Annotated in this window: 25 protein-coding genes and 1 riboswitch; of the genes, 8 read left to right on the top strand and 17 right to left on the bottom strand. The window is 76.7% G+C overall.

What is annotated here, in order from left to right:
• The 9 genes from ACI79W_RS03100 to ACI79W_RS03140 all read right to left on the bottom strand — a co-directional run.
• The coding region (locus ACI79W_RS03100; protein WP_456560608.1) for an SAM-dependent methyltransferase at positions 1 to 784 on the bottom strand (784 nt) is incomplete at its 3' end.
• On the bottom strand, positions 781 to 1,170 hold the full coding sequence (locus ACI79W_RS03105; RefSeq protein WP_456560609.1) for a cobalamin biosynthesis protein: 390 nt from the start codon (positions 1,168 to 1,170) through the stop codon (positions 781 to 783). The genes ACI79W_RS03100 and ACI79W_RS03105, both read right to left, overlap by 4 nt.
• Positions 1,167 to 2,012 (bottom strand): energy-coupling factor ABC transporter ATP-binding protein, encoded by an 846-nt coding sequence (locus ACI79W_RS03110; protein WP_456560610.1) that lies wholly within the window; start codon positions 2,010 to 2,012, stop codon positions 1,167 to 1,169. Before ACI79W_RS03110 ends, ACI79W_RS03105 begins: the two co-directional genes overlap by 4 nt.
• The gene (gene cbiQ, locus ACI79W_RS03115) at positions 2,009 to 2,746 is read right to left on the bottom strand and encodes a cobalt ECF transporter T component CbiQ (protein WP_456560611.1); all 738 of its coding nucleotides are present in this window, start codon (positions 2,744 to 2,746) and stop codon (positions 2,009 to 2,011) included. The genes ACI79W_RS03110 and cbiQ overlap by 4 nt, the downstream gene beginning before the upstream one ends.
• Entirely contained in the window at positions 2,743 to 3,081 is a 339-nt protein-coding gene (locus tag ACI79W_RS03120; RefSeq protein ID WP_456560612.1) for an energy-coupling factor ABC transporter substrate-binding protein, read from the bottom strand. Before ACI79W_RS03120 ends, cbiQ begins: the two co-directional genes overlap by 4 nt.
• Complete coding sequence (locus tag ACI79W_RS03125; RefSeq protein ID WP_456560613.1) at positions 3,078 to 3,773, bottom strand: energy-coupling factor ABC transporter permease; 696 nt, start codon at positions 3,771 to 3,773, stop codon at positions 3,078 to 3,080. Before ACI79W_RS03125 ends, ACI79W_RS03120 begins: the two co-directional genes overlap by 4 nt.
• The gene (locus ACI79W_RS03130) at positions 3,760 to 5,145 is read right to left on the bottom strand and encodes a cobyrinate a,c-diamide synthase (protein WP_456560614.1); all 1,386 of its coding nucleotides are present in this window, start codon (positions 5,143 to 5,145) and stop codon (positions 3,760 to 3,762) included. The genes ACI79W_RS03125 and ACI79W_RS03130 overlap by 14 nt, the downstream gene beginning before the upstream one ends.
• Positions 5,142 to 5,756, bottom strand: coding sequence for a cob(I)yrinic acid a,c-diamide adenosyltransferase (gene cobO / locus ACI79W_RS03135; RefSeq protein WP_456560615.1), 615 nt, complete (start codon positions 5,754 to 5,756; stop codon positions 5,142 to 5,144). The genes ACI79W_RS03130 and cobO overlap by 4 nt, the downstream gene beginning before the upstream one ends.
• Positions 5,757 to 5,832: 76 nt before the next feature.
• Positions 5,833 to 7,929, bottom strand: a complete 2,097-nt coding sequence (locus tag ACI79W_RS03140) for a putative cobaltochelatase (RefSeq protein ID WP_456560616.1) — start codon at positions 7,927 to 7,929, stop codon at positions 5,833 to 5,835.
• A 73-nt stretch (positions 7,930 to 8,002) separates the two neighbouring features.
• Positions 8,003 to 8,129: riboswitch (cobalamin riboswitch) on the bottom strand.
• A gap of 130 nt (positions 8,130 to 8,259) precedes the next feature.
• On the opposite strand from ACI79W_RS03140, the gene ACI79W_RS03145 reads away from it, so the two are divergent.
• Genes ACI79W_RS03145 through cobM form a run of 5 tightly spaced genes read left to right on the top strand, consistent with a single transcriptional unit; the run spans position 8,260 to position 12,520 of the window.
• The gene (locus tag ACI79W_RS03145; protein WP_456560617.1) at positions 8,260 to 8,925 is read left to right on the top strand and encodes a TetR/AcrR family transcriptional regulator; all 666 of its coding nucleotides are present in this window, start codon (positions 8,260 to 8,262) and stop codon (positions 8,923 to 8,925) included.
• Positions 8,922 to 9,683 (top strand): maleylpyruvate isomerase family mycothiol-dependent enzyme, encoded by a 762-nt coding sequence (locus ACI79W_RS03150; protein WP_456560618.1) that lies wholly within the window; start codon positions 8,922 to 8,924, stop codon positions 9,681 to 9,683. The genes ACI79W_RS03145 and ACI79W_RS03150 overlap by 4 nt, the downstream gene beginning before the upstream one ends.
• A 19-nt stretch (positions 9,684 to 9,702) precedes the next feature.
• Positions 9,703 to 10,533 carry an MBL fold metallo-hydrolase gene (locus tag ACI79W_RS03155; RefSeq protein ID WP_456560619.1) on the top strand — a complete coding sequence of 277 codons (831 nt, stop codon included), beginning with the start codon at positions 9,703 to 9,705 and terminating at the stop codon, positions 10,531 to 10,533.
• Positions 10,534 to 10,544: 11 nt separating this feature from the next.
• Entirely contained in the window at positions 10,545 to 11,780 is a 1,236-nt protein-coding gene (cbiE, locus tag ACI79W_RS03160) for a precorrin-6y C5,15-methyltransferase (decarboxylating) subunit CbiE (RefSeq protein WP_456560620.1), read from the top strand.
• Positions 11,777 to 12,520 carry a precorrin-4 C(11)-methyltransferase gene (cobM, locus tag ACI79W_RS03165; protein WP_456560621.1) on the top strand — a complete coding sequence of 248 codons (744 nt, stop codon included), beginning with the start codon at positions 11,777 to 11,779 and terminating at the stop codon, positions 12,518 to 12,520. The genes cbiE and cobM overlap by 4 nt, the downstream gene beginning before the upstream one ends.
• Here cobM and ACI79W_RS03170 read toward each other — a convergent pair.
• Positions 12,517 to 13,599 carry a cobalt-precorrin-5B (C(1))-methyltransferase gene (locus ACI79W_RS03170; RefSeq protein WP_456560622.1) on the bottom strand — a complete coding sequence of 361 codons (1,083 nt, stop codon included), beginning with the start codon at positions 13,597 to 13,599 and terminating at the stop codon, positions 12,517 to 12,519. The two genes, cobM and ACI79W_RS03170, sit on opposite strands and share 4 nt — an antisense overlap.
• Positions 13,600 to 13,625: 26 nt before the next feature.
• Here ACI79W_RS03170 and ACI79W_RS03175 point away from each other — a divergent pair, with 26 nt between their 5' ends.
• Both ACI79W_RS03175 and ACI79W_RS03180 read left to right on the top strand, forming a co-directional pair.
• Complete coding sequence (locus tag ACI79W_RS03175) at positions 13,626 to 14,363, top strand: cobalt-precorrin-6A reductase (RefSeq protein WP_456560623.1); 738 nt, start codon at positions 13,626 to 13,628, stop codon at positions 14,361 to 14,363.
• A 40-nt stretch (positions 14,364 to 14,403) separates the two neighbouring features.
• Positions 14,404 to 15,021 carry a flavodoxin family protein gene (locus ACI79W_RS03180; protein ID WP_456560624.1) on the top strand — a complete coding sequence of 206 codons (618 nt, stop codon included), beginning with the start codon at positions 14,404 to 14,406 and terminating at the stop codon, positions 15,019 to 15,021.
• 3 nt (positions 15,022 to 15,024) lie between these two features.
• Here ACI79W_RS03180 and ACI79W_RS03185 read toward each other — a convergent pair whose 3' ends face one another.
• The 7 genes from ACI79W_RS03185 to ACI79W_RS03215 all read right to left on the bottom strand — a co-directional run bounded on the left by ACI79W_RS03185 (position 15,025) and on the right by ACI79W_RS03215 (position 22,115).
• On the bottom strand, positions 15,025 to 16,248 hold the full coding sequence (locus ACI79W_RS03185; protein WP_456560625.1) for an MFS transporter: 1,224 nt from the start codon (positions 16,246 to 16,248) through the stop codon (positions 15,025 to 15,027).
• 50 nt (positions 16,249 to 16,298) lie between these two features.
• Positions 16,299 to 17,813 carry a precorrin-2 C(20)-methyltransferase gene (locus ACI79W_RS03190; protein ID WP_456560626.1) on the bottom strand — a complete coding sequence of 505 codons (1,515 nt, stop codon included), beginning with the start codon at positions 17,811 to 17,813 and terminating at the stop codon, positions 16,299 to 16,301.
• Positions 17,810 to 18,436, bottom strand: coding sequence for a precorrin-8X methylmutase (locus ACI79W_RS03195; protein WP_456560627.1), 627 nt, complete (start codon positions 18,434 to 18,436; stop codon positions 17,810 to 17,812). The genes ACI79W_RS03190 and ACI79W_RS03195 overlap by 4 nt, the downstream gene beginning before the upstream one ends.
• 45 nt (positions 18,437 to 18,481) lie before the next feature.
• On the bottom strand, positions 18,482 to 19,525 hold the full coding sequence (locus ACI79W_RS03200; RefSeq protein ID WP_456560628.1) for a DUF222 domain-containing protein: 1,044 nt from the start codon (positions 19,523 to 19,525) through the stop codon (positions 18,482 to 18,484).
• Between the two features lie 108 nt (positions 19,526 to 19,633).
• On the bottom strand, positions 19,634 to 20,809 hold the full coding sequence (cobG, locus tag ACI79W_RS03205) for a precorrin-3B synthase (RefSeq protein WP_456560629.1): 1,176 nt from the start codon (positions 20,807 to 20,809) through the stop codon (positions 19,634 to 19,636).
• 68 nt (positions 20,810 to 20,877) lie between these two features.
• Positions 20,878 to 21,450: a hypothetical protein gene (locus ACI79W_RS03210; protein WP_456560630.1), complete on the bottom strand. Its 573-nt coding sequence runs from the start codon at positions 21,448 to 21,450 to the stop codon at positions 20,878 to 20,880.
• A 26-nt stretch (positions 21,451 to 21,476) separates the two neighbouring features.
• Positions 21,477 to 22,115 (bottom strand): DUF4383 domain-containing protein, encoded by a 639-nt coding sequence (locus ACI79W_RS03215; protein ID WP_456560631.1) that lies wholly within the window; start codon positions 22,113 to 22,115, stop codon positions 21,477 to 21,479.
• Positions 22,116 to 22,557: 442 nt separating this feature from the next.
• Between ACI79W_RS03215 and cobN the strand changes: the two genes are divergently transcribed.
• Positions 22,558 to 26,172, top strand: coding sequence for a cobaltochelatase subunit CobN (gene cobN, locus ACI79W_RS03220; protein WP_456560632.1), 3,615 nt, complete (start codon positions 22,558 to 22,560; stop codon positions 26,170 to 26,172).
• The last annotated feature ends 4 nt before the right edge of the window (positions 26,173 to 26,176 follow it).

A 26,176-nucleotide genomic window follows, 5' to 3' on the forward strand; every position in this document is an offset into this window, starting at 1 on the left:
CTTCGTAGCCGCGGCCGAAGACGTAGGGGTCCCCGCCCTTGAGGCGGACGACGCGGCGGCCGGCGCGGGCGTGGGTGATGAGGAGTTCGTTGATGGTCTCCTGGGCCATGGCGCGGCCGCGGGGGAGCTTGGCGGCGTCGATGATCTGGACCTCGGGGGGCAGGGCGGCCAGCAGGGGCTGGGGGCCGAGGTGGTCGGCGACGACGACGTCGGCGGTGGCCAGGGCCTGGCGGCCGCGGACGGTGATCAGCCCGGGGTCGCCGGGCCCGCCGCCCACCAGCACCACGCCGCCGCCCGTCCCGTGCTCCCGCCGGTGCACCGCCAGGGTGCCGTCGGCCAACCCGGCGAGGACGCCGTCGCGGAGTCCCGCCGCCGCTCGCTGGTCGTCACCGTGCACGGCCACGACCAGGTCGTCGGCGCGCCCGGTGACCGGCAACTGGGCGCTCGCCGCCGGTGAGCCGTCGCTGCGGGCGCAGAACACCCGCTCCCGCTCGGCGTCGGCGAGCACCGCGGCGTCGACGTCCGGGTCGCCGGTCGCGGCGAGGGCGAACCAGGCCCCGGCGAGGTCGCCGTCGGCGTAGGGGCGCGCGCACCAGGAGAGCCGCCCGGCCGCGGACGCCGACTCCAGGGCCGGGGTGACCGCCGGGCTGACCACGACCACGTCGGCGCCCGCGGCGAGCAGGCCGGCCGCCCCGCGGTGCGCGGCGGCCCCGCCGCCGACGACGACCGCCCGGCGCCCGGCCAGCCGCAGCCCGACGGGGTGCGGTGCGTCGAGGGCGGTCACGGTTCCTCCTGGTGGATCGGTCGCGGGTGGGCGGGGTCCGGGGTCCGGGCGACGGCGACCGTCACGCGGCCGCGCACGGTCTTGCCGACCTCCAGCACGCCCCCGGCCAGGAGGGCGGCGGCCTCGGCCACCGAGGGCGTGCCGACCCGGCGGGCGACGGCGCCGGACGGTGCGGGGACGCGGACGGCGGCCAGCACCTCGGCCGGGTGCCCGGTGAGCGGCCAGCCGCGCTGGGCGGCGGCGCCCACCAGGCCCGGTTCGCGCACCCGGCTGTCCAGCGTGGCGAGTGCGACGGGCCCGGCGGGGGGAGGCAGCACCGCGTCGACGGCGGCGAGCACCTCCGCCGCGCTCACGCCCGAGGCGAGCCCGACGCCGACCGTCCTCACGTCGGCACCCCCGGGCGGTCGGGCAGGGCGGCCAGCAGCCCGGCGGCGTCGCGGGGGAGCGGTCCCCCGGGAAGCAGGCCGAGTTCCCGCAGCCGGGCCCCGACCTCCAGCGCCCAGGGGCGGGACAGGCGCGCGCGGGCGAGCAGGTCGCCGTCGCCGAGCACGTCGTCGGGCGGTCCCTGCACCACGGTGCGGTCGACGACGACGGCGACCTCGTCGGCCCAGCGCAGCGCCAGGTCGACGTCGTGCGTGCTCATGACCACCGTGGAGTCGTGCTCCTGCAGCCGGGCCAGCGCGGCGAGGGTGTCGCCGACCGCGGTGGGGTCGAGCCCTGCGGTCGGCTCGTCGAGCAGCAACACGCAGGGCCGCATGGCGACCGCGCCGGCGATGGCTACCCGCTTGCGCTCCCCGTAGGACAGCTGGTGGGTCGGGCGGGCGGCGAGCGGGGCGACGGCGAGCAGCTCGAGCGCTTCGGCGACGCGGGCGCGCACCTCTTCCTCGGGGAGGCCCAGATTGAGTGGACCGAAGGACACGTCCTGACCGACGGAGGCGCTGAACAGCTGGTCGTCGGGGTCCTGGAGCACCAGCTGCACCACCTGCCGGTGCTCGCGCAGCCCGCGGCGGGTGTGCCGGAGCGGCGCCCCGTCCACGGTGACCGCGCCCGCGGCCGGCCTCAGCGCCCCGGAGAGGCAGCGCAGCAACGTGGTCTTGCCCGAGCCGTTGGCGCCGAGCAGCGCCAGCCTCCGGCCCGGTGGGACGGTGAGCGCCGCCCCGTCGAGCACCGGTGCCGCGCCCGGGTAGCCGGCGACCAGGCCGGCGGCGGCGAGGGCCCGGTGGCTCACCGGGCCACCAGCGTGAGCGCGGTGATGCCGGCCGGCAGGGCCAGCGCGAGCGCCAGGAACGGCCGGGAGGATGGCAGCGCGTCCGGCAGCACCCCTAGGCCGGTCTCCATGCCGCGGCCGGCCAGCCCGTCCTGCATGCGCCGCGCCCGGTCCCACGACCGGGTCAGCACCGCGGCCGCCAGCACCCCGGCCGAGCGGTAGGAGCGGCGGGGGGATGACCAGCCCATGCGCGCCGCCTGCGCCTCGCGGATGGTGCCGAGGCTCTCCAGCAGCACGAAGACCAGGCGGTAGGTCACGCCCGCCACCTCGACGACCGCCGCGGGCACCCGCAGCCGGCGCAGCTCGGGCAGCAGGTCGGACATGGGGGTGGTGGTGGCCAGGAGCAGCACCGCGGCGCTGCCGGCCACCGCGTGGCCCACGAGGGAACCCGCCCGCGCGGCCGCGTCCGGGGCCCAGCCGATCCCGTCGCCGCCGACCGCCACCACGGCGGTGAGCGCGCCGACCGCGATGAACGCCAGTGGCCAGCGGATGGCCCGGCCGAAGGTGCGGGCGGGCACCCGGGCGGGGCCGAGCGCGAGCGCGACGGCGGTGAGCCCCACCAGCACGCTGCCCGGCCAGGCCGGCAGGAGCAGTGCGCAGCCGACCAGGCCGGCGCAGAGCAGGAGCTTGTCCCCGGGCGACCGCCCGCGCCAGGCGCTGCCCCACGCCGCCTCGTCGACCGCCAGCCCCGTCACCGCCGGTCGGCCTCCGCCGGGGCGCCCGTCGCGGTCGCGGGCCCGCCGGTCGTCGTCCCGCCCGCCGCCCGCCGCCCGCGGAGCCGGCCCAGCACGTAGCCGAGCACGCCGCCACCGATCGCCGCCTGCAGGGCGAACAGACCCGACTCGACCTCGCCGGCCGGGCTGAACAGCGACTGGAACCAGGGGGTGTAGCCGTCGGCCTGGAGCTCCTCGGTCACGGCCGCGTCGGTGCCGCCGTACCCGGAGGTGCCGCCGTCGAGCAGCAGCGGGACGGCGAACAGCGCGATGACCGCGACGACGAGCAGGGCGTTGACGAACGCGCGGCGGGTCACTCGGCACCTCCGGTGGTCGCGGGGACCCGGGCGGGATCGAGCACGCCGAGCCGCTCGAGCTCGGGGCGGGCGTTGACGGTGAGGACGCGGAACAGCAGGACGCCCAGCAGCCCCTCGCCGATGGCCAGCGGGATCTGGGTGACCGCGAAGACGCCGAGGAACTTGGCCAGCGCCCCGGCGAGCCCGCTGCTCGTGTCGGGGAAGGCGAGCGCGAGCTGCAGCGAGGTGGTGACGTAGGTGGCCAGGTCGGCCAGGGCGACGCCGGTGAAGACCGCCGGAAGCAGCCCGGCGCCCGCCGCGCGGGTCAGCCGGTAGGCGCCGTACCCGACCCACGGCCCCACGACGGCGAACGCGAACGCGTTGGCCCCGAGCGTCGTCAGCCCACCGTGCGCGAGCAGCAGCGCCTGGAAGAGCAGCACCACCGTGCCGAGCAGCGCCATCACCGGTGGCCGGAACAGGATCGCGCCCGGCCCGGTGCCGGTCGGGTGGCTGGAGCTGCCGGTGATGCTGGGCAGCTTGATCGCGCTCAGCACGAAGGTGAACGCGCCGGCGGCGCCGAGCAGCAGCGTGGACTCCGGGTTCTCCCGCACCTCCTTGACCACGGCGCGGGCGCCGTGCGCGACGAGCGGCGCGGCGGCGAGCGTCCAGCCCAGGGCGTGCCCGGCGGGCAGGAATCCCTCAGCGATGTGCACGGGCGGGCTCCGTTCGGACGGCGGGCGTGCAGGCGGTGACGAAGCGCTGGGCCAGGTCGGGGCTGCCGGCCCAGTTGAGGTGCAGGTAGGAGGCGTGGACCCCGCCCTGCACGAACCCCTCGGGAGCGGTGGCGGTCCACTGCCAGGCCGGGGCCGGGCCGGCGGGGGGATCGACGTGCGTGCGGTGGAACTCGTGGCCGCGCACCCGGGTGCCGGCCGGCGCGAGCACCGAGCCGGTCACCGCGACGGCGGCCCGGTAGCCGAGGGTCAGCCGGGGCGCCATCGCGGTCGCCACGTCGAGCACGCCGCACATCGGCACGCCGTCGAGCTCCCGGGCCAGGTAGAGCAGCCCCGCGCACTCGGCCGCGACCGGTGCCCCGCGGGCGGCGAGCGCGGCGACGTCGGCCCGCAGCGGCTCGTTGGCCGACAGCTCCGCGGCGTAGACCTCCGGGAAGCCGCCGCCCACGACGAGCCCGTCGGTGCCCTCGGGCAGCGCTTCGTCGCGCAGCGGGTCGACGGTCACCACCTCGGCGCCGGCGGCGGCGAGCAGCTCGGCGTTCTCCGCGTAGCCGAAGGTGAAGGCCGGGCCCCCGGCGACGGCGATCCGCGGACGGCTGCCGGTCGGCACCACCTCCGCCGCCGGGTCCCAGGGCCGGGGCGCCAGGTCGGGGGCGGTGCGGGCCAGCCGCAGGACGGCGTCCAGGTCGATGCCGTCGGCGACCACCTCGCCGAGCCGGCGCACCGTGGCCACCGCCTCGGCGGAGCGCTCCGCGGCCGGCACGAGGCCGAGGTGGCGGGAGGGCGTGTGCAGCGTCTCGAGCCGGCGGATGGCGCCGAGCACCGGGACGCCGGCGGCACCGAGCGCCTCGCGCAGGATCGCCTCGTGCCGGTCGCTGCCGACGCGGTTGAGCACCACCCCGCCCAGGCGCACCGCCGGGTCGAAGGTGGCGAATCCGTGCACCAGCGCGGCGACGCTCCGGGCCTGCGACGAGGCGTCGACCACGAGGACCACCGGGGCCCGGAGCAGCCCGGCGACGTGCGCGGTCGAGGCGAACCCGGGCTCGACGCCCGGGTGGGTGGCGCCGTCGAACAGGCCCATGACGCCCTCGACCACCGCGACGTCGGCACCGCGGGCGCCGTGCAGCAGCAGCGGGGCGATCCGCTCCTCGCCGACCAGCCACGGGTCCAGGTTGCGGCCCGGCCGGCCGGCGGCGAGCCCGTGGTAACCCGGGTCGATGTAGTCGGGGCCGACCTTGTGCGGGCTGACGGTCAGCCCGCGGGCGGTCAGCGCGGCGACCAGGCCGGTGGTGACCGAGGTCTTGCCGGCGTTCGACGACGGCGCGGCGACGACGACGCGCGGGAGGCGGGTCACCACTCGATCCCCCGCTGCCCCTTCTGGCCGGCGTCCATCGGGTGCTTGACCTTGGTCATCTCGACGACCAGGTCGGCGGCCTCGACCAGCGCCGGGTGGGCGTCGCGCCCGGTGATGACGACGTGCTGGTTGCCGGGGCGCCCCGTCAGCGCCGCGACGACGTCGTCGATGTCCACCCACCCCCACTTCACGGGGTAGGTGAACTCGTCGAGCACGTAGAAGCGGTGCGCCTCGGCGGCGAGGTCGCGCTTGATCTGCGCCCAGCCCTCGGCGGCGTCGGCGGCGTGGTCGACCTCGGTGCCCTGCCGGCGCGACCAGCTCCAGCCCGAGCCCATCTTGTGCCAGACCACCGGGCCGCCCTGGCCGGTGGCGGCGTGCAGCTCGCCGAGCGCGGTGAGCGCGGTCTCCTCGCCGACCTTCCACTTGGCGCTCTTGACGAACTGGTAGACCGCGATCGACCAGCCCTGGTTCCACGCCCGCATCGCCATCCCGAAGGCGGCGGTAGATTTTCCCTTCATCTCGCCGGTGTGCACCGCCAGCACGGGCCGGTTGCGGCGCTGCCTGGTGGTCAGCCCGTCGGCGGGGACGACGGGGACCTGCCCCTGCGGCATCAGTCCTCCCCGCCGGCGCTCGTCGGCCAGCTCCGACCGGGCACTCCGCCGGTGGATGAGCTCGCGAGCCCGCTCATCAGGCCGCCTTCCGGGCGTCGCGGACCGTGGCGGCCAGCGCCTCGGCGCCCAGTTCCTCCAGGCGCATCGTCCGGGCGCCGAGCGCCGCGCCCAGCGACGCGGCCAGGCCCAGCCGCACCGGCCCGGACTCGCAGTCCACGACCACGCCCGCGACGTCCCCGGCGGCGAGCAGGCCGGCGGCCCGGCGCGCCTCACCCAGGTGGTCACCGCCGCGCGCGCCGGTGGCCCGTCCGTCGGTGACGACGACCAGCAGCGGGCGACGCCGCGGGTCGCGGACCCGCTCCAGCGCCAGCGTGCGGTGCGCCTCCAGCAGCCCGGCGGCCAGCGGGGTGCGCCCCCCGGTGGGCAGCGCGGTGAGCCGGGCGGCGGCGGCCTCGACCGACCAGGTCGGGGGGAGCGCGAGCTCGGCGGCGTCCCCGCGGAAGGTGATCAGGCCGACCTTGTCGCGGCGCTGATAGGCGTCCAGCAGCAGCGAGAGGACGGCGCCCTTGACCGCGGCCATCCGCGACCGGGCGCCCATCGAGCCGCTGGCGTCGACGACGAACAGGACGAGGTTGCCCTCCCGGCCCTCGAGCACGGCCTGGCGCAGGTCGTGGCGCTGGACCAGCAGGCCCGGCCCGCTGCGGCCGCGGACGCGCTGGTGCGGGGCGGCGGCGAGCACGGTGCCGGCCAGGTGCAGCTTCGTGACGGTGCCCTCGGGGCGGGTCGAACCCACGACGCGGCCGCGCTCGGCCCGGGCCCGCGACCGCCGGCCGGCTGCGCCGGCGCCGATGCCCGGCACCTCCAGCCGCCGGGTGCGGAAGGGGTCGGCCGGGGCGACCGCGGCCTTTTCGGGAGCGGCGGCGGCGTCGGCGTGCCCCCCACCCTCCCCGCGGGGGGCGGTCGAGGGCTCGCCCGCGATCCCGCCGCCGTCAGGCGCAGGATCCTTTTCCTGCGTCTGGGCGTCGGATCCGTAGGTATTGCTTCCTATGCCTGGGTCGCCGCCGCCGCCGTCCGGGCCGCCGCCGTCCGGGCCGCCGTCGTCGGGGCCGCCGTCATCGGGGCCGCCCTCCGGCCCGCCGTCGTCCGGGGGCTCGGGGTCGTCGTCGGGACGGGAGTCGGCGAGCGCCTGGTCGAGCGTCTCGTCGTCCAGCCCCGGGGCGTCGAACGGGTTGCGCCGGCGCCGGTGGGGGAGCGCCAGCCGGGCGGCGACGCGGACGTCGTCCTCGGTGACCTCCTCGCGGCCGCACCAGGCGGCGTGCGCGATGGCGGCGCGGGCGGTGACGAGATCGGCGCGCAGCCCGTCGACGTCGAAGGCGGCGCAGACGGCGGTGACCTGGCGCAGCGCGGCGTCGGAGAGGGCGACGCGCGGCAGGCGGGCGCGGGCGTCGGCGATGCGCCCGGCCAGCGCGGTCTCCTCGTCGGCCCACCGCGCGGCGAAGCCGGCGGGGTCGGCGTCGGAGGCGAACCGGCGGCGCACGACCTCGGCGCGCACCGCGGGATCGCGGGGGGCGGCGACCTCGACCGTGAGCCCGAACCGGTCCAGGAGCTGGGGGCGGAGCTCGCCCTCCTCGGGGTTCATCGTGCCGACCAGCAGGAACCGGGCCGCATGCCGCACGGAGACGCCTTCGCGCTCGACGTACGCGGTACCCAGGGCGGCGGCGTCGAGCAGCAGGTCGACCAGGTGGTCGTGCAGCAGGTTGACCTCGTCGACGTAGAGGACACCGCGGTGCGCCGCCGCGAGCAGCCCGGGCTCGTAGGCCTTCACGCCCTCGGTCAGCGCACGCTCCAGGTCCAGCGAGCCGACCAGCCGGTCCTCGGAGGCGCCCACCGGCAGCTCGACCAGCCGGGCCGCGCGGGTGCGGGCGGCGGCGCCGGGCTCGTGCGGGCCGTCGGGGCAGGCCGGGTCGGGGGCGGCCGGGTCGCAGCCGAACCGGCAGCCGGCGACGACGTCGACCGGCGGCAGGACGGCGGCCAGCGCCCGGACGCTGGTCGACTTGGCGGTGCCCTTCTCACCCCGGACCAGGACGCCACCCACGGCCGGGGAGACGGCGTTCAGCAGGAGGGCCAGCCGCAGGTCGTCCATGCCGACGACGGCGGTGAAGGGGAAGCTCATGCGGGGTACCCGCGCACGGGACGCGTCCTCTCCCCGGGTGTCCACGCCCGGAGGTGGCAGGGACGACGGCTGGAGTCTCCTGGCTCCCGGATCGACGTCCGTCCCCGGCCTTCCCGCCCCGTGAGGGGCAGTGACCTCCGCTGGGGACGGACTCCCCGGTCACAGTGGCGGGACCGCGCCGGGATCTCACCGGGCTTCCTCCACTGCCGTCGCGTGTGGCGCGGCAATCAGACCACGCGCCGCCCGGCCGCCGACAGCCCCCCTCGGCGCCCGGAGTCGGGACCTAAGACCCCGTTGACGTCCTAACGCCGTTAGGAGAACACTTCCCGCATGGTCGGTGCCGTACCGATGGACCGCCGGCGACGGCGGCGCCAGGAGACGATCGAGCAGGTGCTCGACGTCGCGGTCGAGGTCATGACCGAGCAGGGCGTCGCCGGGCTGACCCTCGGCGAGGTCGCCCGCCGCATGGGCATCCGCCCGCCGTCCCTCTACGGGTACTTCGACGGCAAGCACGCTCTCTACGACGCCCTCTTCGAGCGCGGCTGGCGCGCACTCCAGGACGCGCTCCGGGCCTCCGGCGCGATCGGGCCGGGCAGCGACCCGCTGGCCACCCTGTCCGCCGGCACCGCGGTCTTCGTCCGGTGGGCGGTGGAGCACCCGGCCTACTCGGCGCTCATGTTCTGGCGCCCGGTCCCCGGCTACGTGCCGTCGGAGCGGGCGTACGCACCGGCTGTCGAGCTCGACGCGCAGAGCCGCCAGCGCATCGGCCGCCTCCGCGACACCGGCCTGCTGCCCCCGGACGTCGACGTCGACCGCGCCTACCGGGCCTACACGGCGCTCGTCAGCGGGGTCATCTCCCAGCAGCTGTCCAACGCACCTGACGAGCCCTTCGAGACCGGCACCTTCACCGCCGTCCTGCCCGACCTCCTGGCCATGTGGCTGTCGCACCACCGCACGCCCCACCCGCCCGCGCAACCGGAAGGAGAACCACTGTGACCACCTCCGCCCCTGCCCCCGCTCCTCCCCGCCCCCGGGCCGCTGCGCTGGACGAGGACACCGCGTACCGGCTCGCCGCCACCGAGTACGACCGCGTCCTCGGCGTCCTGCGCGACCTCGGCCCGGACGACTGGGAGCGCCCCACCGACTGCACCGGGTGGACCGTGCGCACCCTGACCGCGCACCTGCTCGGTACCGCCCAGATGGCCGCCTCGCTGCGGGAACTGGTCCGCCAGCAGCGGGCGGCCGGCAAGGAGGGGGGCGGGATCGACGCGCTGACCGCCGTCCAGGTGCGCGAGCGGTCGCACCTGGACGGCGCCGCGCTGGTCGCCGGGCTGGCCGGCACGATCCCCCGGGCGCTGCGGGGCCGGCGGCGGCTGTCCCGGATCGCCGGCCGGTTCCGCCTGCCCGAGAAGCAGGTCGTCGGGGAGGCCACCGAGTGGTGGCGGATGGACTTCCTCCTCGACGTGGTCCTGACCCGGGACGTGTGGATGCACCGCGTCGACCTGACCCGCGCCACCGGCCACGAGCTGGAGCTCACGCCGACGCACGACGGCGTCCTGGTGGCCGACGTCGTCGGCGAGTGGGCCGCCCGGCACGGCCGGCCCCACCGGCTGCGCCTCACCGGGCCGGCCGGTGGCGAATGGTCGTCGGGCACCGGCGGCGAGGAGCTGGAGCTGGACGCCGTCGAGTTCTGCCGGGTGCTGTCGGGCCGGGGCAGCGGTTCCGGCCTGCTGGCCCAGCAGGTCCCCTTCTGAGCGCGGGCCGGTGCCCGTCATGGACGCTTTCAGCCCGCTGCCCGGCGTCACCGTGCTCTCCGACCCGCAGGAGGTGCCGGGCATCGGCTGGCTGCCGGTGCACGCCTTCGTCCTGGCCGCGCAGGAGCCCGTGGTCGTGGACACCGGCGTCTCGCTGGCCGACCGCCGGTTCGTCGAGGACCTCGGCTCTGTGCTCGACCCGTCCGACGTCCGCTGGATCTGGCTGACCCATCCCGACCGCGACCACACCGGTGGCCTGCTCGACCTGCTGGCCGCCGCGCCCCGGGCGCAACTGGTGACGACCTTCCTCGGCCTGGGCATCCTCGGGCTGGAGCACCGGATCCCGCTCGACCGCGTGCACCTGCTCAACCCGGGCCAGCTCCTCCCGGTGGGCGACCGGGAGCTGCGCGCGATCCGGCCACCGCTGTACGACAGCCCGGCGACGACGGGCTTCCAGGACACCGCGACCGGCGTGGTCTTCAGCTCCGACTGCTTCGGCGGCCCCGTCGCGACGGCCGCGCTGGCCGGCTGCGACGACGTCCGGGCCGTGCCGCCCGGCGACCTGCGGGCCGGGCAGCTGCTGTGGGCGGCCGTCGACAGCCCGTGGGTGCACTCGGTGGACCGCGGCGCCTTCGACCGCTCGCTGGCCGCCGTGCGCGACCTCGACGCCTCCGCGGTCCTCAGCTCGCACCTGCCGCCGGTCGTCGGTGGGGCCGATGGCCTGCTCGACACCCTGCGGCTGGCACCGGACGCCGACCCGTTCGTCGGTCCGGACCAGCGGGCCCTCGAGGAGCTGCTGGCCGGCTTCGAGCCCGGCCGGCCGGACGGGGGTCCGCTCACGCCGCCCTAGGATCGGCGGACGTGCCCGCTCCCGCGCCCGCCGACGGCCGCCTCCCGATCGTGGTGGTCGGCGTCGGCGCCGACGGCTGGGACGGGCTCTCCCTGCGCGCCCGCCGGGCCGTCGAGGCCGCCGAGGTGCTGCGCGGCAGCGCCCGCCAGCTCGCCTTGGTCCCGCCCGAGGTGGGCGCCGAGCGGGTGCCCTGGCCCTCTCCGCTGGGGCCGGTGCTGCCCGGGCTCCCGCGGGAGCACCCCGGACGGCGGGTCGTCGTGCTGGCCAGCGGTGACCCCATGCTCTCCGGCATCGGCACCTCGCTCCTGCGGGCGCTGGGCCCGCGGGCGGTCGAGGTGGTGCCGCACCCGTCGTCGGTCACGCTGGCCTGCGCGCGGCTGGGCTGGGCCGTGGAGGAGGCGCAGGTGGTCTCCGTGGTGGGCCGCCCCGTCGAGCTCGTCGTGCCGCACGCCACCCCCGGACGGCGGCTGCTGGTGCTCGGCTCCGACGGCTCGACCCCGGCGGCGGTCGCGGCCCTGCTGGCCGAGCGCGGGCTGGGCGCCAGCCGGCTGACCGCGCTGGCGCAGCTCGGCGGCCCCGGCGAGCACGCCGTCACCGGCACCGCGGCGGGCTGGCCGCACCCGGAGACCGACCCGCTCGTGCTCACCGCCGTCGAGGTGGCCGCCGACCCCGGCACGGTCACGCTGCCGGCCCTTCCCGGGCTGCCCGACGACGCCTACGAGCACGACGGCCAGCTGACCAAGCGTGACGTCCGCGCGGTCACCCTCGCCCGGCTCGCCCCGCTGCCGGGGCAGCTGCTCTGGGACGTCGGCGCCGGCGCCGGCTCGATCGGCATCGAGTGGATGCGTACCCACCCCTCCTGCCGGGCGGTGGCCGTGGAGCGCGACCCCGCGCGGGCGACGCGGATCGGGCGCAACGCGAGGCGGCTCGGCGTCCCCGGGCTCGAGGTGGTCCCCGGCGCCGCGCCCGGGGCTCTGGCCGCGCTGCCCGCACCGGACGCTGTGTTCGTCGGCGGCGGCGCGACCGTGCCGGGATTGCTCGACGCCTGCTGGGAAGCGCTGCGTCCCGGCGGTCGGCTGGTGGTCAACGCCGTCACGCTGGAGAGCGAGGCGGCGCTGGCCGCGCGGTACGCCCGGCACGGCGGCGAGCTGGTGCGGCTCGGCGTCGCCACCGCCGCCCCCGTGGGCGGCTTCACCGGCTGGAAGGCGGCGATGCCCGTGACGATCTGGTCGGGGGTCAAGGCATGACGGTGCACTTCATCGGCGCCGGCCCGGGCGCCGCGGACCTGGTCACCGTGCGGGCGGCGCGGATCATCGCGTCGGCCCAGGTGTGCCTCTACGCCGGTGCGCTGGTGCCGCGGGAGCTGCTGGACACCGCCCCGCCAGGGGCACGGCTGGTGGACACCGCGGACCTCGACCTCGACCAGATCACCGCGGAGCTGGTCGGCGCGCACGAGGCCGGGCTCGACGTCGCCCGGCTGCACTCCGGCGACCCGTCGGTGTACAGCGCGATGGCGGAGCAGATGCGCCGGCTGGACGCCGCGGGGGTCCCGTACGACGTCGTCCCTGGCGTGCCGGCCTTCGCCGCCGCGGCCGCCTCGCTCAAGCGGGAGCTGACCGTCCCCGGTGTCGGCCAGACCGTCATCCTGACCCGCACCTCGGCCCGGTCGACGCCGATGCCGCCGGGGGAGGACCTGGCGACCCTCGGCGCCTCCCGCGCCACGCTGGTGCTGCACCTCGCGGTCCAGCGGATCGCCGAGCTGGTGCCCGAGCTGGTGCCCTCCTACGGCGCGGACTGCCCGGTCGCGGTCGTCGCCCGCGCCAGCCGCGACGACGAGCTGGTGCTGCGCGGCACGCTCGCCGACATCGCCGGGCAGGTCGAGGCCGCCGGGGTGCGGCGCACGGCGGTGGTGGTCGTGGGCTCGGTGCTGACCGCCGGGGAGTTCCCCGACAGCCACCTCTACTCGACGACGCGGTGCCGCGGCTAGGCGGTGCCGACGACCGTGCCGCCGCGGTCGATGACGAGCACGTCCACCTCGACCGGGGCACCGCGCAGCACGCCGAGCGCCGTCCCCCGCGCGGCGCCGGCCACGAGGTCGCCCAGCGGCAGGCCGGCGGCCCGGCACTGCTGGAGCGCGTCCAGCGCCGTGTTGGCGCTCCGCACCCCGTCGACCAGGGCCGGTGCCCCGCCCGCCTCGCGGACGCGGGCGGCGAGCGACGCGAAGGAGACCTGCGAGCGGCCGGAGTGCAGGTCCAGGTGCCCGTCGGCGAGCTTGGCGAGCTTGCCGATGCCGCCGGCGATCGTCAGCCGCGGGACGGGGTGGCGGCCCAGGTACTTGAGGACGGCGCCGGCGAAGTCACCCATGTCCAGCAGCGCGTCCTCGGGCAGGCCGTACCGCTCCACGACGACGCGCTCGCTGGTGCTGCCGGTGCAGGCGGCGACGTGGGTGTGCCCGGCGGCGCGGGCGACGTCGATGCCGCGGCGGATCGAGTCGATCCACGCCGAGCACGAGTAGGGCACGACGACGCCGGTGGTGCCGAGGATGGACAGCCCGCCCAGGATGCCCAGCCGCGGGTTCCAGGTGCGCCGGGCCAGCTCCGCGCCGCGCTCCACCGACACCTCGACGACGACGTCGCCGCTGCCCCCGTGCCGCGCGGCGACCGCGGCCACGTGCTCGCGGATGAACTGCCGGGGCATCGGGTTGATCGCCGGCTCGCCGACCGCCAGCGGCAGCCCCGGTTTGGTTACCGTGCCCACGCCCTCGCCGGCCCGGAAGGTGACGCCGCTGCCCGGCGTGCCGTGGGCCACCCGGACCGAGACGAGCGCCCCGTGGGTGACGTCCGGGTCGTCGCCGGCGTCCTTGACCACGCCTGCGGTCGCGGCGCCGTCCTCGAGGCGTTCGGTGGCGAGCGCGAACGCCGGGTGCCGGTCCTTGGGCAGGTGGATCGTCACCGGGTCGGGGAACTCGCCGGTGAGCAGCGCGGTGTAGGCGGCGGTCGCGGCGGCCGTCGCGCACGCGCCGGTGGTCCAGCCCGAGCGGAGGCCGGTGCCGGTCGTCGTCGCCACCCGACCAGCATGCACGGCGGCCTCCGGTGACCGGCCGGGTGCTGGTGCTCGGCGGAACGGGCGAGGCGCGGCGGCTGGCGGAGGCGCTGGTGGCCGACGGGGTCGACGTCGTCAGCTCGCTGGCCGGGCGGGTCGTCGAACCGGCGCTGCCGCCGGGGGCGGTGCGGATCGGTGGGTTCGGCGGCGCGGAGGGGCTGGCGGACTGGCTGAGGGAGGCGCAGGCGGTGGCCGTCGTGGACGCCACCCACCCCTTCGCGGCCGGCATGACCGCCGCGGCGGCAGTCGCGGCCTCGACCACCGGCATCCCGTTGCTGCGACTGCAACGACCGGGCTGGAGCGCGGGCCCGGGCGACGACTGGCGCTGGGTCGGGTCACTGCAACGAGCGGCGGCGGCGGTGACCGGGTACGGCTCGGTCTTCCTCACGACGGGGCGGCAGGGGCTCGCCGCGTTCGCCGACGTGCCGGGGCACTGCCTGGTGCGGTCGGTGGACCCCCCGTCGCCGCCGCTGCCCCGGCACTGCACGGTGGTCCTCGCGCGCGGGCCGTTCAGCCTCGACGACGAGCTCGCCCTCATGCGCGAGCACGCCGTCGACGTCGTCGTCACGAAGGACAGCGGCGGCTCGATGACGGCGGCGAAGCTCACCGCGGCCCGGGAGCTGGGCCTCCCGGTGGTGCTGGTGCGCCGGCCACCGCTGCCGGCCGGCGTGCCGGTGGTGGCGACGGTGGACGAGGCGCGGGAATGGACCCGGTTGCACGCCATCTGACCGTCGTGTGCCGACGCAGTCAGCGGGGCAGTGCAGGCACATGACCGAGACCGCGCCTCTCCGTGCCCTGGCCCTCGTCTGCAGCCTGAAGCCCTCGCCCGCCCCGTCGAGCAGCGACCTGATCGCCCGTCAGATCCTCGGCGAGCTGGAGAAGCACGGCGTCACCGGCGACGTCGTCCGGGTCGTCGACCACGACGTGAAGCCCGGCGTGGAGGTGGACATGGGCGAGGGTGACCAGTGGCCCGCGATCCGCGACCGGATGATGGCCGCCGACATCCTCGTCGTCTCCACGCCGACCTGGGTGGGGCACATGAGCAGCGTCGCCCAGCGGGTGCTCGAGCGGCTCGACGGCGAGCTGTCCGAGACAGACGACTCGGGCCGGCCGAAGGTGACCGGCAAGGTGGCTGTCGTCTCCGTCGTCGGCAACGAGGACGGTGCCCACGCGATCGTCGCCGACCTGTTCCAGGGGCTGGACGACATCGGCTTCACGATCCCCGCGCAGGGCTCGACCTACTGGAACGACCAGGCCATGGGCGGCACCGACTACCTGGACCTGGAGGAGACGCCCGAGGCGGTGGCCGCCACGACCGCGACCCTGGCGGAGAACGCCGCGCACCTGGCCCGGGCGCTGAGGGCCCGGCCCTACCCCGGCCGCTGATCGTCAGGCCGGCAGCCGGTCCGCTGCCGCGCCGGCCGTCGCCCCGGCGCGGCGGCGGCGCAGCCGCACCCCGGCGATCGCGGTCAGCGCGAGGACGACGAGCACGGCCGCGTAGACCTCGGTGACCGTCTCCAGGCCGAACGTGCCGGTGACCGACCCGGCGACCACTGCCGGCACGCTGAAGCTCAGGTAGCCGACCACGAAGATGCTGGAGAGCAGCCCGGCGCGCTCGGCGGGGTCGACGCCGGCGCTCGCGGTCGCGACGGAGCCGAGGAACGACAGGCCGAAGCCGAGGCCCGAGACGACCGCGGAGACGAAGAGGACGGCGACCTGGCCGGTGACGAGGGCGGCGATCGTGCCGGTGACCCCTCCGGCGAAGAGGGTGGCGCCGCCGACCATGGCGCGCTCCGCGGCGAGGTCGCGGCCCAGGATCGCGGCGACGCCGCCGGAGCCGTGCATGGCCAGCACCATGAGGCTGCCGACCAGGTGGTCCTCGATGCCGAACACGCCGGCGACGAGGGAGGGGCCCAGCGACAGGTAGAGGCCGCCCAGCGCCCAGGCGGCCACCATGACCGGCAGCACGGCGAGGAACGCCGGCCGCTGCGACCGGGGCACCCGGACCGTGGGCCGCAGCGAGCGCAGCGCGCCTGGGGAGCGCGGCGAGGTCTCGGGCAGGACCCGGACGAGCGCGGTGGCCAGCAGCAGGACGACGGCGAGGACGCCGAACACCCAGCGGGCCGGGGAGGCGACGAGTTCGACGACGAGGCCGGCACCGACCGCGCCCACCGACAGGCCGAGGCCCGGCGCGGCGCTGTTGAGCAGGGCCCCGAGCGGGCGGGCCGGGCGCTGGCTGTCCAGCAGCGCGGCGCCGAGGGTGCCGGTCAGCGCACCCATCGACAGCCCCTGCAGCACCCGGGCGGCCAGCAGCCAGCCGACGCCGTCGGCGGCGACGAACACGACCATGGAGGCGGCCTGCAGCAGCAGCCCGCCGGCCAGCACCGGCCGCCGGCCGACGTGGTCGGAGAGACCCCCGACGACCAGGAGCGCGGCGAGCAGCGCCAGCGCGTAGATGCCGAAGACGGTCGTCAGCACCCCCGCCCCGAAGCCGAACTCCTCCTGGTACACGCGGTACAGCGGCGTGGGGACGCCCGAGGCGGCCAGCACGAGCAGGAGGAGGCCCGCGGAGGTCCAGAACGCCGCGTCCCGGCGGAGGGTAGGAGGAGCCACGATGGTGGGCAAGGGCAACGATCGCGACGGCATTCCCGCGCCGCGGCGTGTCAGCGCGGGTAGCTGCGGGAGGTGTAGACCGCGCCCGACGGCGTGACGCGGGTCTGCGAGGAGCCGACCAGCACCAGGCAGCGCATGTCCACGGACCCGGGGTCCAGGGCGCCGAGGGTGGTGACCCGGACGGTCTCCTGCGGCCCGCCGACGTCCCGGCCGACGACCACCACGGTCTCCGGCGGGCGCACCTCCAGCAGCACCCGCAGCGCTTCGCCGAGCTGGTGCGGTCGGTGCTTCGAGCGCGGGTTGTAGAGGGCCATGACGAGGTCGGCGGCGGCCGCGTGGCGCAGCCGGTCGACGATCACCTCCCACGGCTTGAGGACGTCGGAGAGCGACAGGACGCAGAAGTCGTGGCCCAGCGGGGCGCCCACGCGGGAGGCGACCGCCTGGGCGGCGGTGAGGCCGGGGACCACGCGCACCGGGACGTCGGCGAACTCGGGACGCTCGGCGACCTCGAGCACCGCGGCCGCCATGGCGAAGACCCCGGGGTCACCGCTGGAGACGACCGCGACCCGGCGGCCGCTCTGCGCCAGCGCGAGCGCGTGGGCGGCGCGCTCGGCCTCGACCCGGTTGTCGCTGGCGTGCCGGGTCTGGCGCGGGTTGACCGCGACGCGGTCCAGGTAGGGCCCGTAGCCGACCAGGTCGTCGGCGGCGGCGAGCACCTCCGCGGCCTCCGGGGTGGTCCAGCTGCGGGCGCCGGGCCCGAGGCCGACGACGACCACCTCCCCGGTGCCGCCCCGTCGGTCGGGCGCCGGTGCGGGTTCGGTGACCTGCGGGGTGAGCGGGCTGGGCAGCAGGGCGAGGGAGAAGTACGGGACGCTCGCAGGGTCCACCTCGGCCAGCGGCAGGCAGCGCTGGCGGTCGGTGGTGGCCCGCTCGACGTAGACCGCGCGGTCGAGAACGCCGGCGCGCTCGAAGGCCTCGCGCACCTGCGGGAAGGTGCGGCCGAGCTTCATGACGGCGGCCGAGTCGGTGGCGGCCAGGCGGGCGGCGAGCTCGTCGGCCGGCAGCGTGCCGGGGAGGACGGTGAGCACCTCGTCGCGCTCGACCAGCGGGCGCCCGACGGCCGCGGCGGCCGCGGTGACGCTGGTGACCCCGGGCACGACCTCGGTGGGGTAGCGGTGCGCCAGCCGCTTGTGCATGTGCATGTAGGAGCCGTAGAAGAGCGGGTCCCCCTCGGCGAGCACGACGACGTCGCGCCCGGCGTCCAGGTGTGCGGCCAGCCGGGCGGCGGCGGCCTCGTAGAACTCGTCGATGGCGCCCTGGTAACCACCGGGGTGGTCGGTGGTCTCGGTGGTGACCGGGTAGACCAGCAGCTCCTCGACCTGGCCGTCGCGGAGGTAGGGCTCGGCCAGGGCCCGGGCCACCGAGCGGCCGTGCCGGGCGGCGTGGAAGGCGACGACGTCGGCGGCGCCGATCAGCCGGGCGGCCCTGACGGTGACCAGCTCGGGGTCGCCGGGACCGAGCCCGACCCCGTACAACCGGCCGGTGCCGCTCGTGCCACCGCTCATTCGACGTCGCTCGCGATCGCGTTGACCGCGGCGGCGGTGATGGCGCTGCCGCCGCGGCGGCCGCGCACGACGAGGAACTCGAGGTCGGAGGCGGCGAGCGCCTCCTTGGACTCGGCGGCACCGATGAAGCCGACGGGGATGCCGAGGACGGCGGCCGGGCGCGGGCCGCCGGCGGCGACCATCTCGAGCAGGTGGAACAGCGCGGTGGGGGCGTTGCCGATGGCGACGACGGCGCCGTCGAGGCGGTCGTGCCAGAGCTCCAGCGCGGCGGCGGTGCGGGTGGTGCCGAGCTCGGCGGCGAGGCCCGGGGTGCGCGGATCGTCGAGGGTGCAGACGACGTCGTTGTCCTTGGGCAGCCGGCGCCGGGTGACGCCGCTGGCCACCATCTGCGCGTCGCACAGCACGGGTGCGCCGGCGTCGAGCGCCTCGCGGGCCCGCTGGACGACGGAGGGGGACCAGGCGATGTCCTCGACCAGGTCGACCTGACCGCAGGCGTGGATCATCCGCACCGCCACGCGCGCGACGTCGTCGGGCAGCCCGCCGAGGTCCGCCTCGGCACGGATCGTCGCGAACGACTGCCGGTAGATCTCGGCGCCGTCCTTCTCGTACTCGTAGACCACCATCGGGCGGGAAGGCTACGTCGGTGGGCCCCGCCCGCCCGCGCCCGGTCAGCCGGCGCGGGAGTTGGCCGGGTCTGCGGTGGCGTGGGGCAGGACGAGGACCTCGGTGCCGTCGGGCCGCCAGGTGTGCCATCGGCCGTCGGGTTGGCGTTCGATGCGGAACCCGTGGTGGATCTCGGTGTGGCGGCGTTCGCAGAGCAGTCCTGAGTTGTGCAGGGAGGTGTCCCCGCCGTCTGCCCAGTGGATGAGGTGGTGGACGTCGCACCGGTGGGTGGGGGCGTGGCAGCCGGTGAAGACGCAGCTGCGGTCGCGGGCGTCGAGGGCGCGGCGCAGCCCGGAGGGGGAGACGCGCTGGCGGCGGCCGTGGTCGAGCACGTCTCCGTCGGGGCCGATGACGATGCGGGTGATGGTGCCGTCGCAGGCCAGCCAGCGGGCGCGGGCGGCGGAGATGGTCGCCCCGAAGCTGAGCTTCGCCGCCCCGGGCCCGGCAGTGGGGTCGATGAGGTCGGCGAGGTCGACCCGGACCACGACGTGCGGTGTGTGGGTGCGCAGCAGCGGCAGGTGCCCGGCGGCCAGGGCGTTGTCGGTGAGCTGGACCAGGGCGTCGGCGGACTGCTGGGCGCGGGTGCGGGTGTCCCCGGCGGGCCGGTCGGCCTGCACGACCGACTCGATCGCAGCCTGCAGCTTCTCCCCGCCGACGGCGTCCAGCTCGAACCGGCCGCTCACGCTGCCATCGGCGTGCTTGACCAGGGTCAACGAGCGGCCCTCGGTGGGATCCGGTTCGGGCCCGTCGGGGTCCAGCCGGGCCAGGTAGTGGTCCACGACCTGGCGCAGCTCGGCGTGCGGGCGGGTGGCGGCCACCTCGGCGAGCGCCTGATCGACCCCGGCCAGGTCCACGCCCCGGGCGTGGGCGGCGGCCAGCTTGGCCGGGGCGACCGCCGGGGCGATCTCGGCGAGCGCCTCGAGCGCCACCGCGCCGGTGCCGGCCGCGGCGGCGACCGCCGGCAGCGCTTCCAGGGCCCGCCCGGCGGCGACCAGCCGGGAGGTGGCCGCCGGGGAGAAACGGGCGTGCCCGCGCAGCCAGGACGCCATGGTCTTCTGCCCGACGACGACACGGAACCGCTGGTCGGCGCCTCGTCCACAGATGCGAGAACAGCCTTGACGAGGTGGCGGAGGTCGACTCGGCGGCAGGCGCCGTAGTCAGCCGGTCGGTTCGTCGACCCGGTAGCCGGAGCCGGTGGCGACCACGTCCACCACCGCTCCACCGGGCCGGCCGCAGCGCCGCCGGCACCCGGCCCAGTGCTGCCGCGCCCCACCGCCCGGCAGGGAGCCGATGACGACGGCGGCGGTCGCGTCCGCCCGGACGTCGGCGAGGGACTTGGCACATCCCGGCAACCCGGCGCAGGCGGTCACACGGGTCCACGGGCTGTCCGGGTCGAGCACCAGCCCGGCCTCCACCAGCAGCGCGGCCGCCGACCCGTCGGTCAGGTCGGGGACGACGACGCCGCGCCACGGCGTCAGCTGGACCTCCGCCGCGAGGTCGGCCAGCAGCCGGAGCTGCACAGCGGTGAGCCGGCCCAGGGGCACGACCGCGGCCAGCGCCGTCCGGCCGTCGTCCTGCGGCACCGCACCGATCGGTCGCACCCGCGGCTCGGCCGGCACCTCGACGCGCTGAGCTGCTGACCCGCCGCCCACCCGCGCCGCCACCCGTCCACGTCCGTCGGCCAGCTCCGCCAGCCGCCAGGCGCTCCCGCCCTGGTCGGCGCGCTCGGCGAGGAAGGCGCGCGTGGCGGCCAGCGCCAGGGCGACGGCGTCGGCGGGGGAGGCGCGCAGCCCGGAGTCCGCTCCGGCCAGCGTGAGCGCGACCACCCCGGGGGGAAGGGCCAGCAGCCCGATGTCGCCGCCCAGCGGTGCGACGTCGCCCCTGCCGTCGTCGAACGTGGCCAGGAACCGGCCCGGCAGCGCCGCGAGCGAGGGGTCCGCGCACAGGCCGGCGTCGAAGGCGCGCACCCAGGGCCGGGCGTCGAGCAGGCCCCCGGCCCGGCCGCTGAGCACGCTGCCCAGCAGGTTGCGCGCGGTCTCGTGGGTGTCGCTGGGCAGCAGCCCGGCCGCCGCCAGCCGGTCGCCCAGCTCACCCGCCGAGCCCGGCCGCAGCCCGCGGAGCTGCAGGTTGCCGCGGCTGGTCAGTTCCAGCGCGCCGTCCCCGAGCTCGACAGCGGCCGCTGCGAGGACCCGGAGCTGGCCGGCGCGGAGCAGCCCGCCGGGGATCCGAACGCGGGCCAGCTCGCCGTCGGCGGCGGAGTGGGTCTGCAGCGCGCCGGGGCAGGCGTCGGCGCGGTCACGCAGGGGCGGGGTGTGCGGCCTGGCTGATGACATGGCGCCCGCGAGGCTACGGCCCGCGGCGCACCCGGCCGGCCCCCGCTCCCGTCGATGCGGTCGGGCGGTCAGCCGGGATCGCGGTAGACCTCCGGCAAGCGGGGCGACCGCAGGTCCAGACGCACGCTGCCCAGCCGGCGGCCGTCCGGCGCCAGGGCCTCCGCGGTGGGTGGCCGTCGCCCGGCCCAGACGACCACCACGTGCCCGTGCCGGGGAACCGCGAGCAGGCGGGCGCCGACCCGCAGGCTCCCGACCTCCCGGCTCGCGCGCAGCGTCGCGTACGAGGCGTACCGGGCGCCCCACGGCAGCAACCGCCCGCCGTTGCGCAGCACCGCCCCGCCCCCGGTCAGGCGCAGCTGCCCGCCGAGGGTGGCCGCGGCGGGGCGGTCGGCCAGGTCGTCGTCCTCGAGGCCGCCCCCGCCCCCACCGAGCAGCACCCATCCCTGCCCGCGCCGCACCAGCACCCACGTCTCCTCCGCGACGGAGCCGACGCTGCGGCGGGCGAAGAGGGTGCAGGCGACGTCGCCGTCGACGTCCACGGAGAGCGGCGCGAAGCGCCGCCGGCGGCTCAACCGCGCAGGGGTGCCGGGCGCCCCGTTCTCGATGAGCGCGATGCTCTCCGCGAGCGCGTCGTAGGCCACCGCCGCAGGCTAGGCCCGGCGCGGGATCAGGCCGGCCCGCCGCCGCCCGGTCCGTCGAAGGAGAGCCACACCCGGCGGCGCTCGGCCCGGCTGTGCGCCGACGCCATGGCCGCCACCCGGCGCTGCTGGTCGGGGGAGGCGGTGTGCTGCACGACTGCCACCTCGGCCTCCCGCATGGCGCGCTCGGCGGCGAACTCCTCCGGCGTGGAGGGGTACTCGTGGGCGCCGACGTCCCCGGCGTCGTCGCCGTCACCGGGGCGGGCGTAGGGGCTGTCGGGCGGGAGGTGGCCGCTCACCCGGCCGTAGGCGCCGAGGACCAGCAGCACCAGCCCGGCGACGACCGAGAAGGCCACGTTGGGGAAGCGGAACGCCAGGAAGTTGAGGTCGGTGTTCAGCACGGCGAGGTTGGCCAGGGCCGACACCAGGAACAGCACCCCGACGACGATCATCACCGTCGAGGCGATCCGCGGCCCGCGCACGGCGGCCGCGACGAGGACCACCGCGGTGGCGACGGAGATGGTGGACAGCAGGCCGTTGGAGGAGAGGCCCAGGACCCGCTCGCCCTCGGTGGAGAAGAACGCCAGGCCGTCGGCGAAGCCCAGGACGCCGAACACCGCGATCACCGCGGCGACGACCACCGCGCCGATCCGGTGCACGGCCGGCACCCGGCTCCCGGTAGGAGCCTGCTCCGGTTCCCGGCGGTCGACGCCGGCCGGCGGCGGGGCGGGAACCGGCGCGGGGACAGGTCCCGGTGGCGCTGCCGGCGCCGATCGGGTGCGGCGGAGGTGCGGACGCAGTGCCATGACGACTCCCTCGGACGTACCGGTCGATACCCGTCCTTCGCCGTCGGGGTGCGGTCCGGATGCGGACGGTGGGCGCCGCCTCGCCCTGCGCACGCGCCCCGGTAGCGTTCGGCCCACATCACGGCAGTGCAGCGAGATCGTCCACCCGGTGCCGCCCATGGTCAGCGGAGCGGCGGCACAGGGGGCGATCCCGGTGCGACCCGGTGCGGTCCCGCCACTGCGAGCCCGGCCCCGGGCGAGCCAGACACTCCGGCTGCCGTGCCCAGCGGAACGGGGCGCGGACCCCGAGGGAGGCGGCGCGGCCGTGTTCACCCTGCTCTCCACGAGCGACACCGACCTGCTCTCGGCCCGGGCCAGCGGCGCCGGCTGGCGGCTCGGCAACCCTGCCCGCCTCGACGCCGCCGGCATGGCGGCGCTCACCGAGGGCAGCGAGCTGGTCGTCATCCGCATCCTCGGGGTGCGCCGGCAGTACGAGGAGGTGCTGGCCCCGCTGCTCGCCGGGCCCGCGCCGGTCGTCGTCCTGGGCGGAGAGCAGGTCCCCGACGCCGAGCTGATGGAGCTGTCCACCGTCCCGATGGGTGTGGCCACCGAGGCCCACGGCTACCTGGCGCAGGGCGGGCCGGACAACCTCCGCCAGCTGCACCGCTTCCTCTCCGACACGGTGCTGCTCACGGGCGAGGGCTTCGAGCCGCCGTCGGTCGCGCCCGACTGGGGGCTGCTCGACCGGACCGCCCGCAGGGTCACCGGCCCGCGGGTCGCCGTCCTGTACTACCGGGCGCACCACCTGGCCGGGAACACCGCCTTCGTCGAGGCGCTCTGCACCGCCGTCGAGGACGCCGGTGGCCGCGCCGTGCCCGTGTTCGTCAGCTCGCTGCGCAGCGTCCCCGGCGACCTGCTGGCCACCCTGCGCAGTGCCGACGCGCTCGTGGTCACCGTGCTCGCCGCCGGCGGCTCGCGGCCGGCCACGGCCCAGGCCGGCGGGGACGACGGCGCGTGGGACGTCGGCCAGCTCGCCGAGCTCGACGTGCCGGTCATCCAGGGGCTGTGCCTCACCCGCTCCCGCGAGGAGTGGCTGGCCGACGACGACGGGCTCTCGCCCCTCGACGTCGGCAACCAGGTGGCCATCCCGGAGTTCGACGGCCGCCTGATCAGCGTGCCCTTCTCCTTCAAGGAGACCGACGCCGACGGGCTCACCCACTACGTCGCCGATCCCGAGCGCGCCGCCCGGGTGGCCGGCACCGCCGTCGCCCACGCCCGGCTGCGCCACACCCCGCCGGCGGAGCGCCGGATCGTGCTCATGCTGTCCGCCTACCCGACGAAGCACGCCCGCATCGGCAACGCCGTCGGCCTGGACACCCCGGCGTCGGTGGTGCGGCTGCTGGCCGCGATGCAGGGCGCCGGCTACGACATCGGCCCCTTCGACGGGCCCGACGCGCTGCCCGGCGTCGCCGACCTCGACGGCGACGCGCTGGTGCACGCCCTCATCGCCGCCGGCGGGCAGGACGAGAACTGGCTCACCGAGGAGCAGCTCTCGGGCAACCCGGTGCGCATCCCGGCCGCCCAGTACCGGGCGTTCTTCGACACGCTCCCCGGGGACCTGCGCGAGGCGATGGTCGAGCACTGGGGCCAGCCGCCCGGCTCCCTCTTCGTCGACGGCGACGACATCGTGTTCGCCGCGCTGCGCGCCGGCAACGTGGTCGTGATGGTGCAGCCGCCGCGCGGCTTCGGCGAGAACCCGATCGCGATCTACCACGACCCCGACCTGCCGCCGTCCCACCACTACCTGGCCGCCTACTGGTGGCTGCGGTCGGTGTTCGGCGCGCACGCGCTGGTGCACGTCGGCAAGCACGGCAACATGGAGTGGCTGCCGGGCAAGACCGTCGGGCTGTCGGCCTCCTGCGGACCCGACGCCGCGATCGGCGACCTGCCGTTGGTCTACCCGTTCCTGGTCAACGACCCCGGCGAGGGCAGCCAGGCCAAGCGCCGGGCGCACGCCACGCTCATCGACCACATGGTGCCGCCGATGGCCCGCGCCGAGAGCTACGGCGACATCGCCCGGCTGGAGCAGCTGCTGGACGAGCACGCCAACGTCGCGGCGATGGACCCGGCGAAGCTGCCCGCCGTCCGGGCGCAGATCTGGACCCTGCTGCAGGCCGCCAAGCTCGACGCCGACCTCGGCCTCAACGAGCGCCCGGCCGACGAGCACTTCGACGATATGATCCTGCACGTCGACGGGTGGCTCTGCGAGATCAAGGACTCGCAGATCCGCGACGGGCTGCACGTGCTCGGCTCGCCGCCGGCCGGTCAGGACCGCGTCGACCTCGTCGTGGCCATGCTTCGCGCCCGGCAGATCTGGGGCGGCTCGGTGGCGCTGCCCGGGCTCCGGGAGGCGCTCGGCCTGACCGAGGACGGCACCGCGGGGCTGCGCGAGACCGACCGGGTCGAGGAGCTCGCCGCCGCCCTCGTCGGCGGCATGGAGGCCCGCGGCTGGACCGCGGCCGCCGTCCCCGAGGTCGTGCGGGAGGTGCTCGACCGGGACGACGACGCCGTCGCGGCGGTACTGCGCTTCGCCGTGGACGAGGTGGTGCCCCGGCTGGCGCGCACCACCGACGAGCTCGACGCCACCCTGCACGCCCTCGACGGCGGGTACGTGCCCGCGGGGCCCTCGGGCTCACCGCTGCGCGGGCTGGTCAACGTGCTGCCGACCGGGCGCAACTTCTACTCGGTCGATCCCCGGGCGGTTCCCTCGCGGCTGGCCTGGGAGACCGGCCAGGCGATGGCCGACTCGCTGCTGGAGCGGTACCGCGCCGACACGGGGGAGTGGCCGCGCTCGGTGGGGCTCTCGGTGTGGGGCACCTCGGCCATGCGCACCTCCGGGGACGACGTCGCCGAGGTGCTGGCGCTGCTCGGCGTCCGCCCGGTGTGGGACGAGGCGTCGCGCCGGGTCACCTCGCTGGAGCCGGTGCCCCTCGAGGAGCTCGGCCGCCCCCGGGTCGACGTCACGGTGCGGATCTCCGGCTTCTTCCGGGACGCCTTCCCGCACGTGGTCACCATGCTCGACGACGCCGTCACCCTGGTCGCCGGGCTGGACGAGGACCCGGCGGACAACTACGTGCGTGCGCACGTCGACGCCGACATCGCCGGGCACGGCGACCGCCGGCGGGCCACCACCCGGGTCTTCGGCTCGAAACCCGGTGCCTACGGGGCCGGGCTGCTGCCGCTGATCGACTCGCGCAACTGGCGGGGCGACGCCGACCTCGCCGAGGTCTACGCGGTGTGGGGCGGCTACGCCTACGGCCGCGACCTGGACGGCGTGCAGGCCCGCCCCGACATGGAGGCGGCCTACAAGCGCATCGCGGTGGCCGCCAAGAACGTCGACACCCGCGAGCACGACATCGCCGACTCCGACGACTACTTCCAGTACCACGGCGGCATGGTGGCGACGGTCCGCGCGCTCACCGGCTCGGCGCCCAGGGCGTACATCGGCGACTCGACCCGCCCCGAGCAGGTGCGCACCCGCTCGCTCACCGAGGAGACCGCCCGGGTCTTCCGCGCCCGCGTGGTCAACCCCAAATGGCTCGCCGCGATGCGCCGGCACGGCTACAAGGGCGCCTTCGAGCTCGCCGCGACCGTCGACTACCTGTTCGGCTACGACGCCACGACAGGCGTGGTCGCCGACTGGATGTACGAGAAGCTCGCGCAGACCTACGTGCTCGACCCCGAGAACCGGCAGTTCATGGAGACGTCGAACCCGTGGGCGCTGCACGGCATAGCCGAGCGGCTGCTGGAGGCGGTGGACCGGAAGATGTGGGAGTCGCCCGACCCGCAGGTGCTCGCCGAACTGCAACAGGCCTACCTCGACACCGAGGGCGACCTCGAGGGCGGGGAGACGCCGGCGCCGGGGCAGGTGCGGGCCTAGGAGC

This window comes from Blastococcus sp. SYSU DS0533, assembly GCF_054050775.1.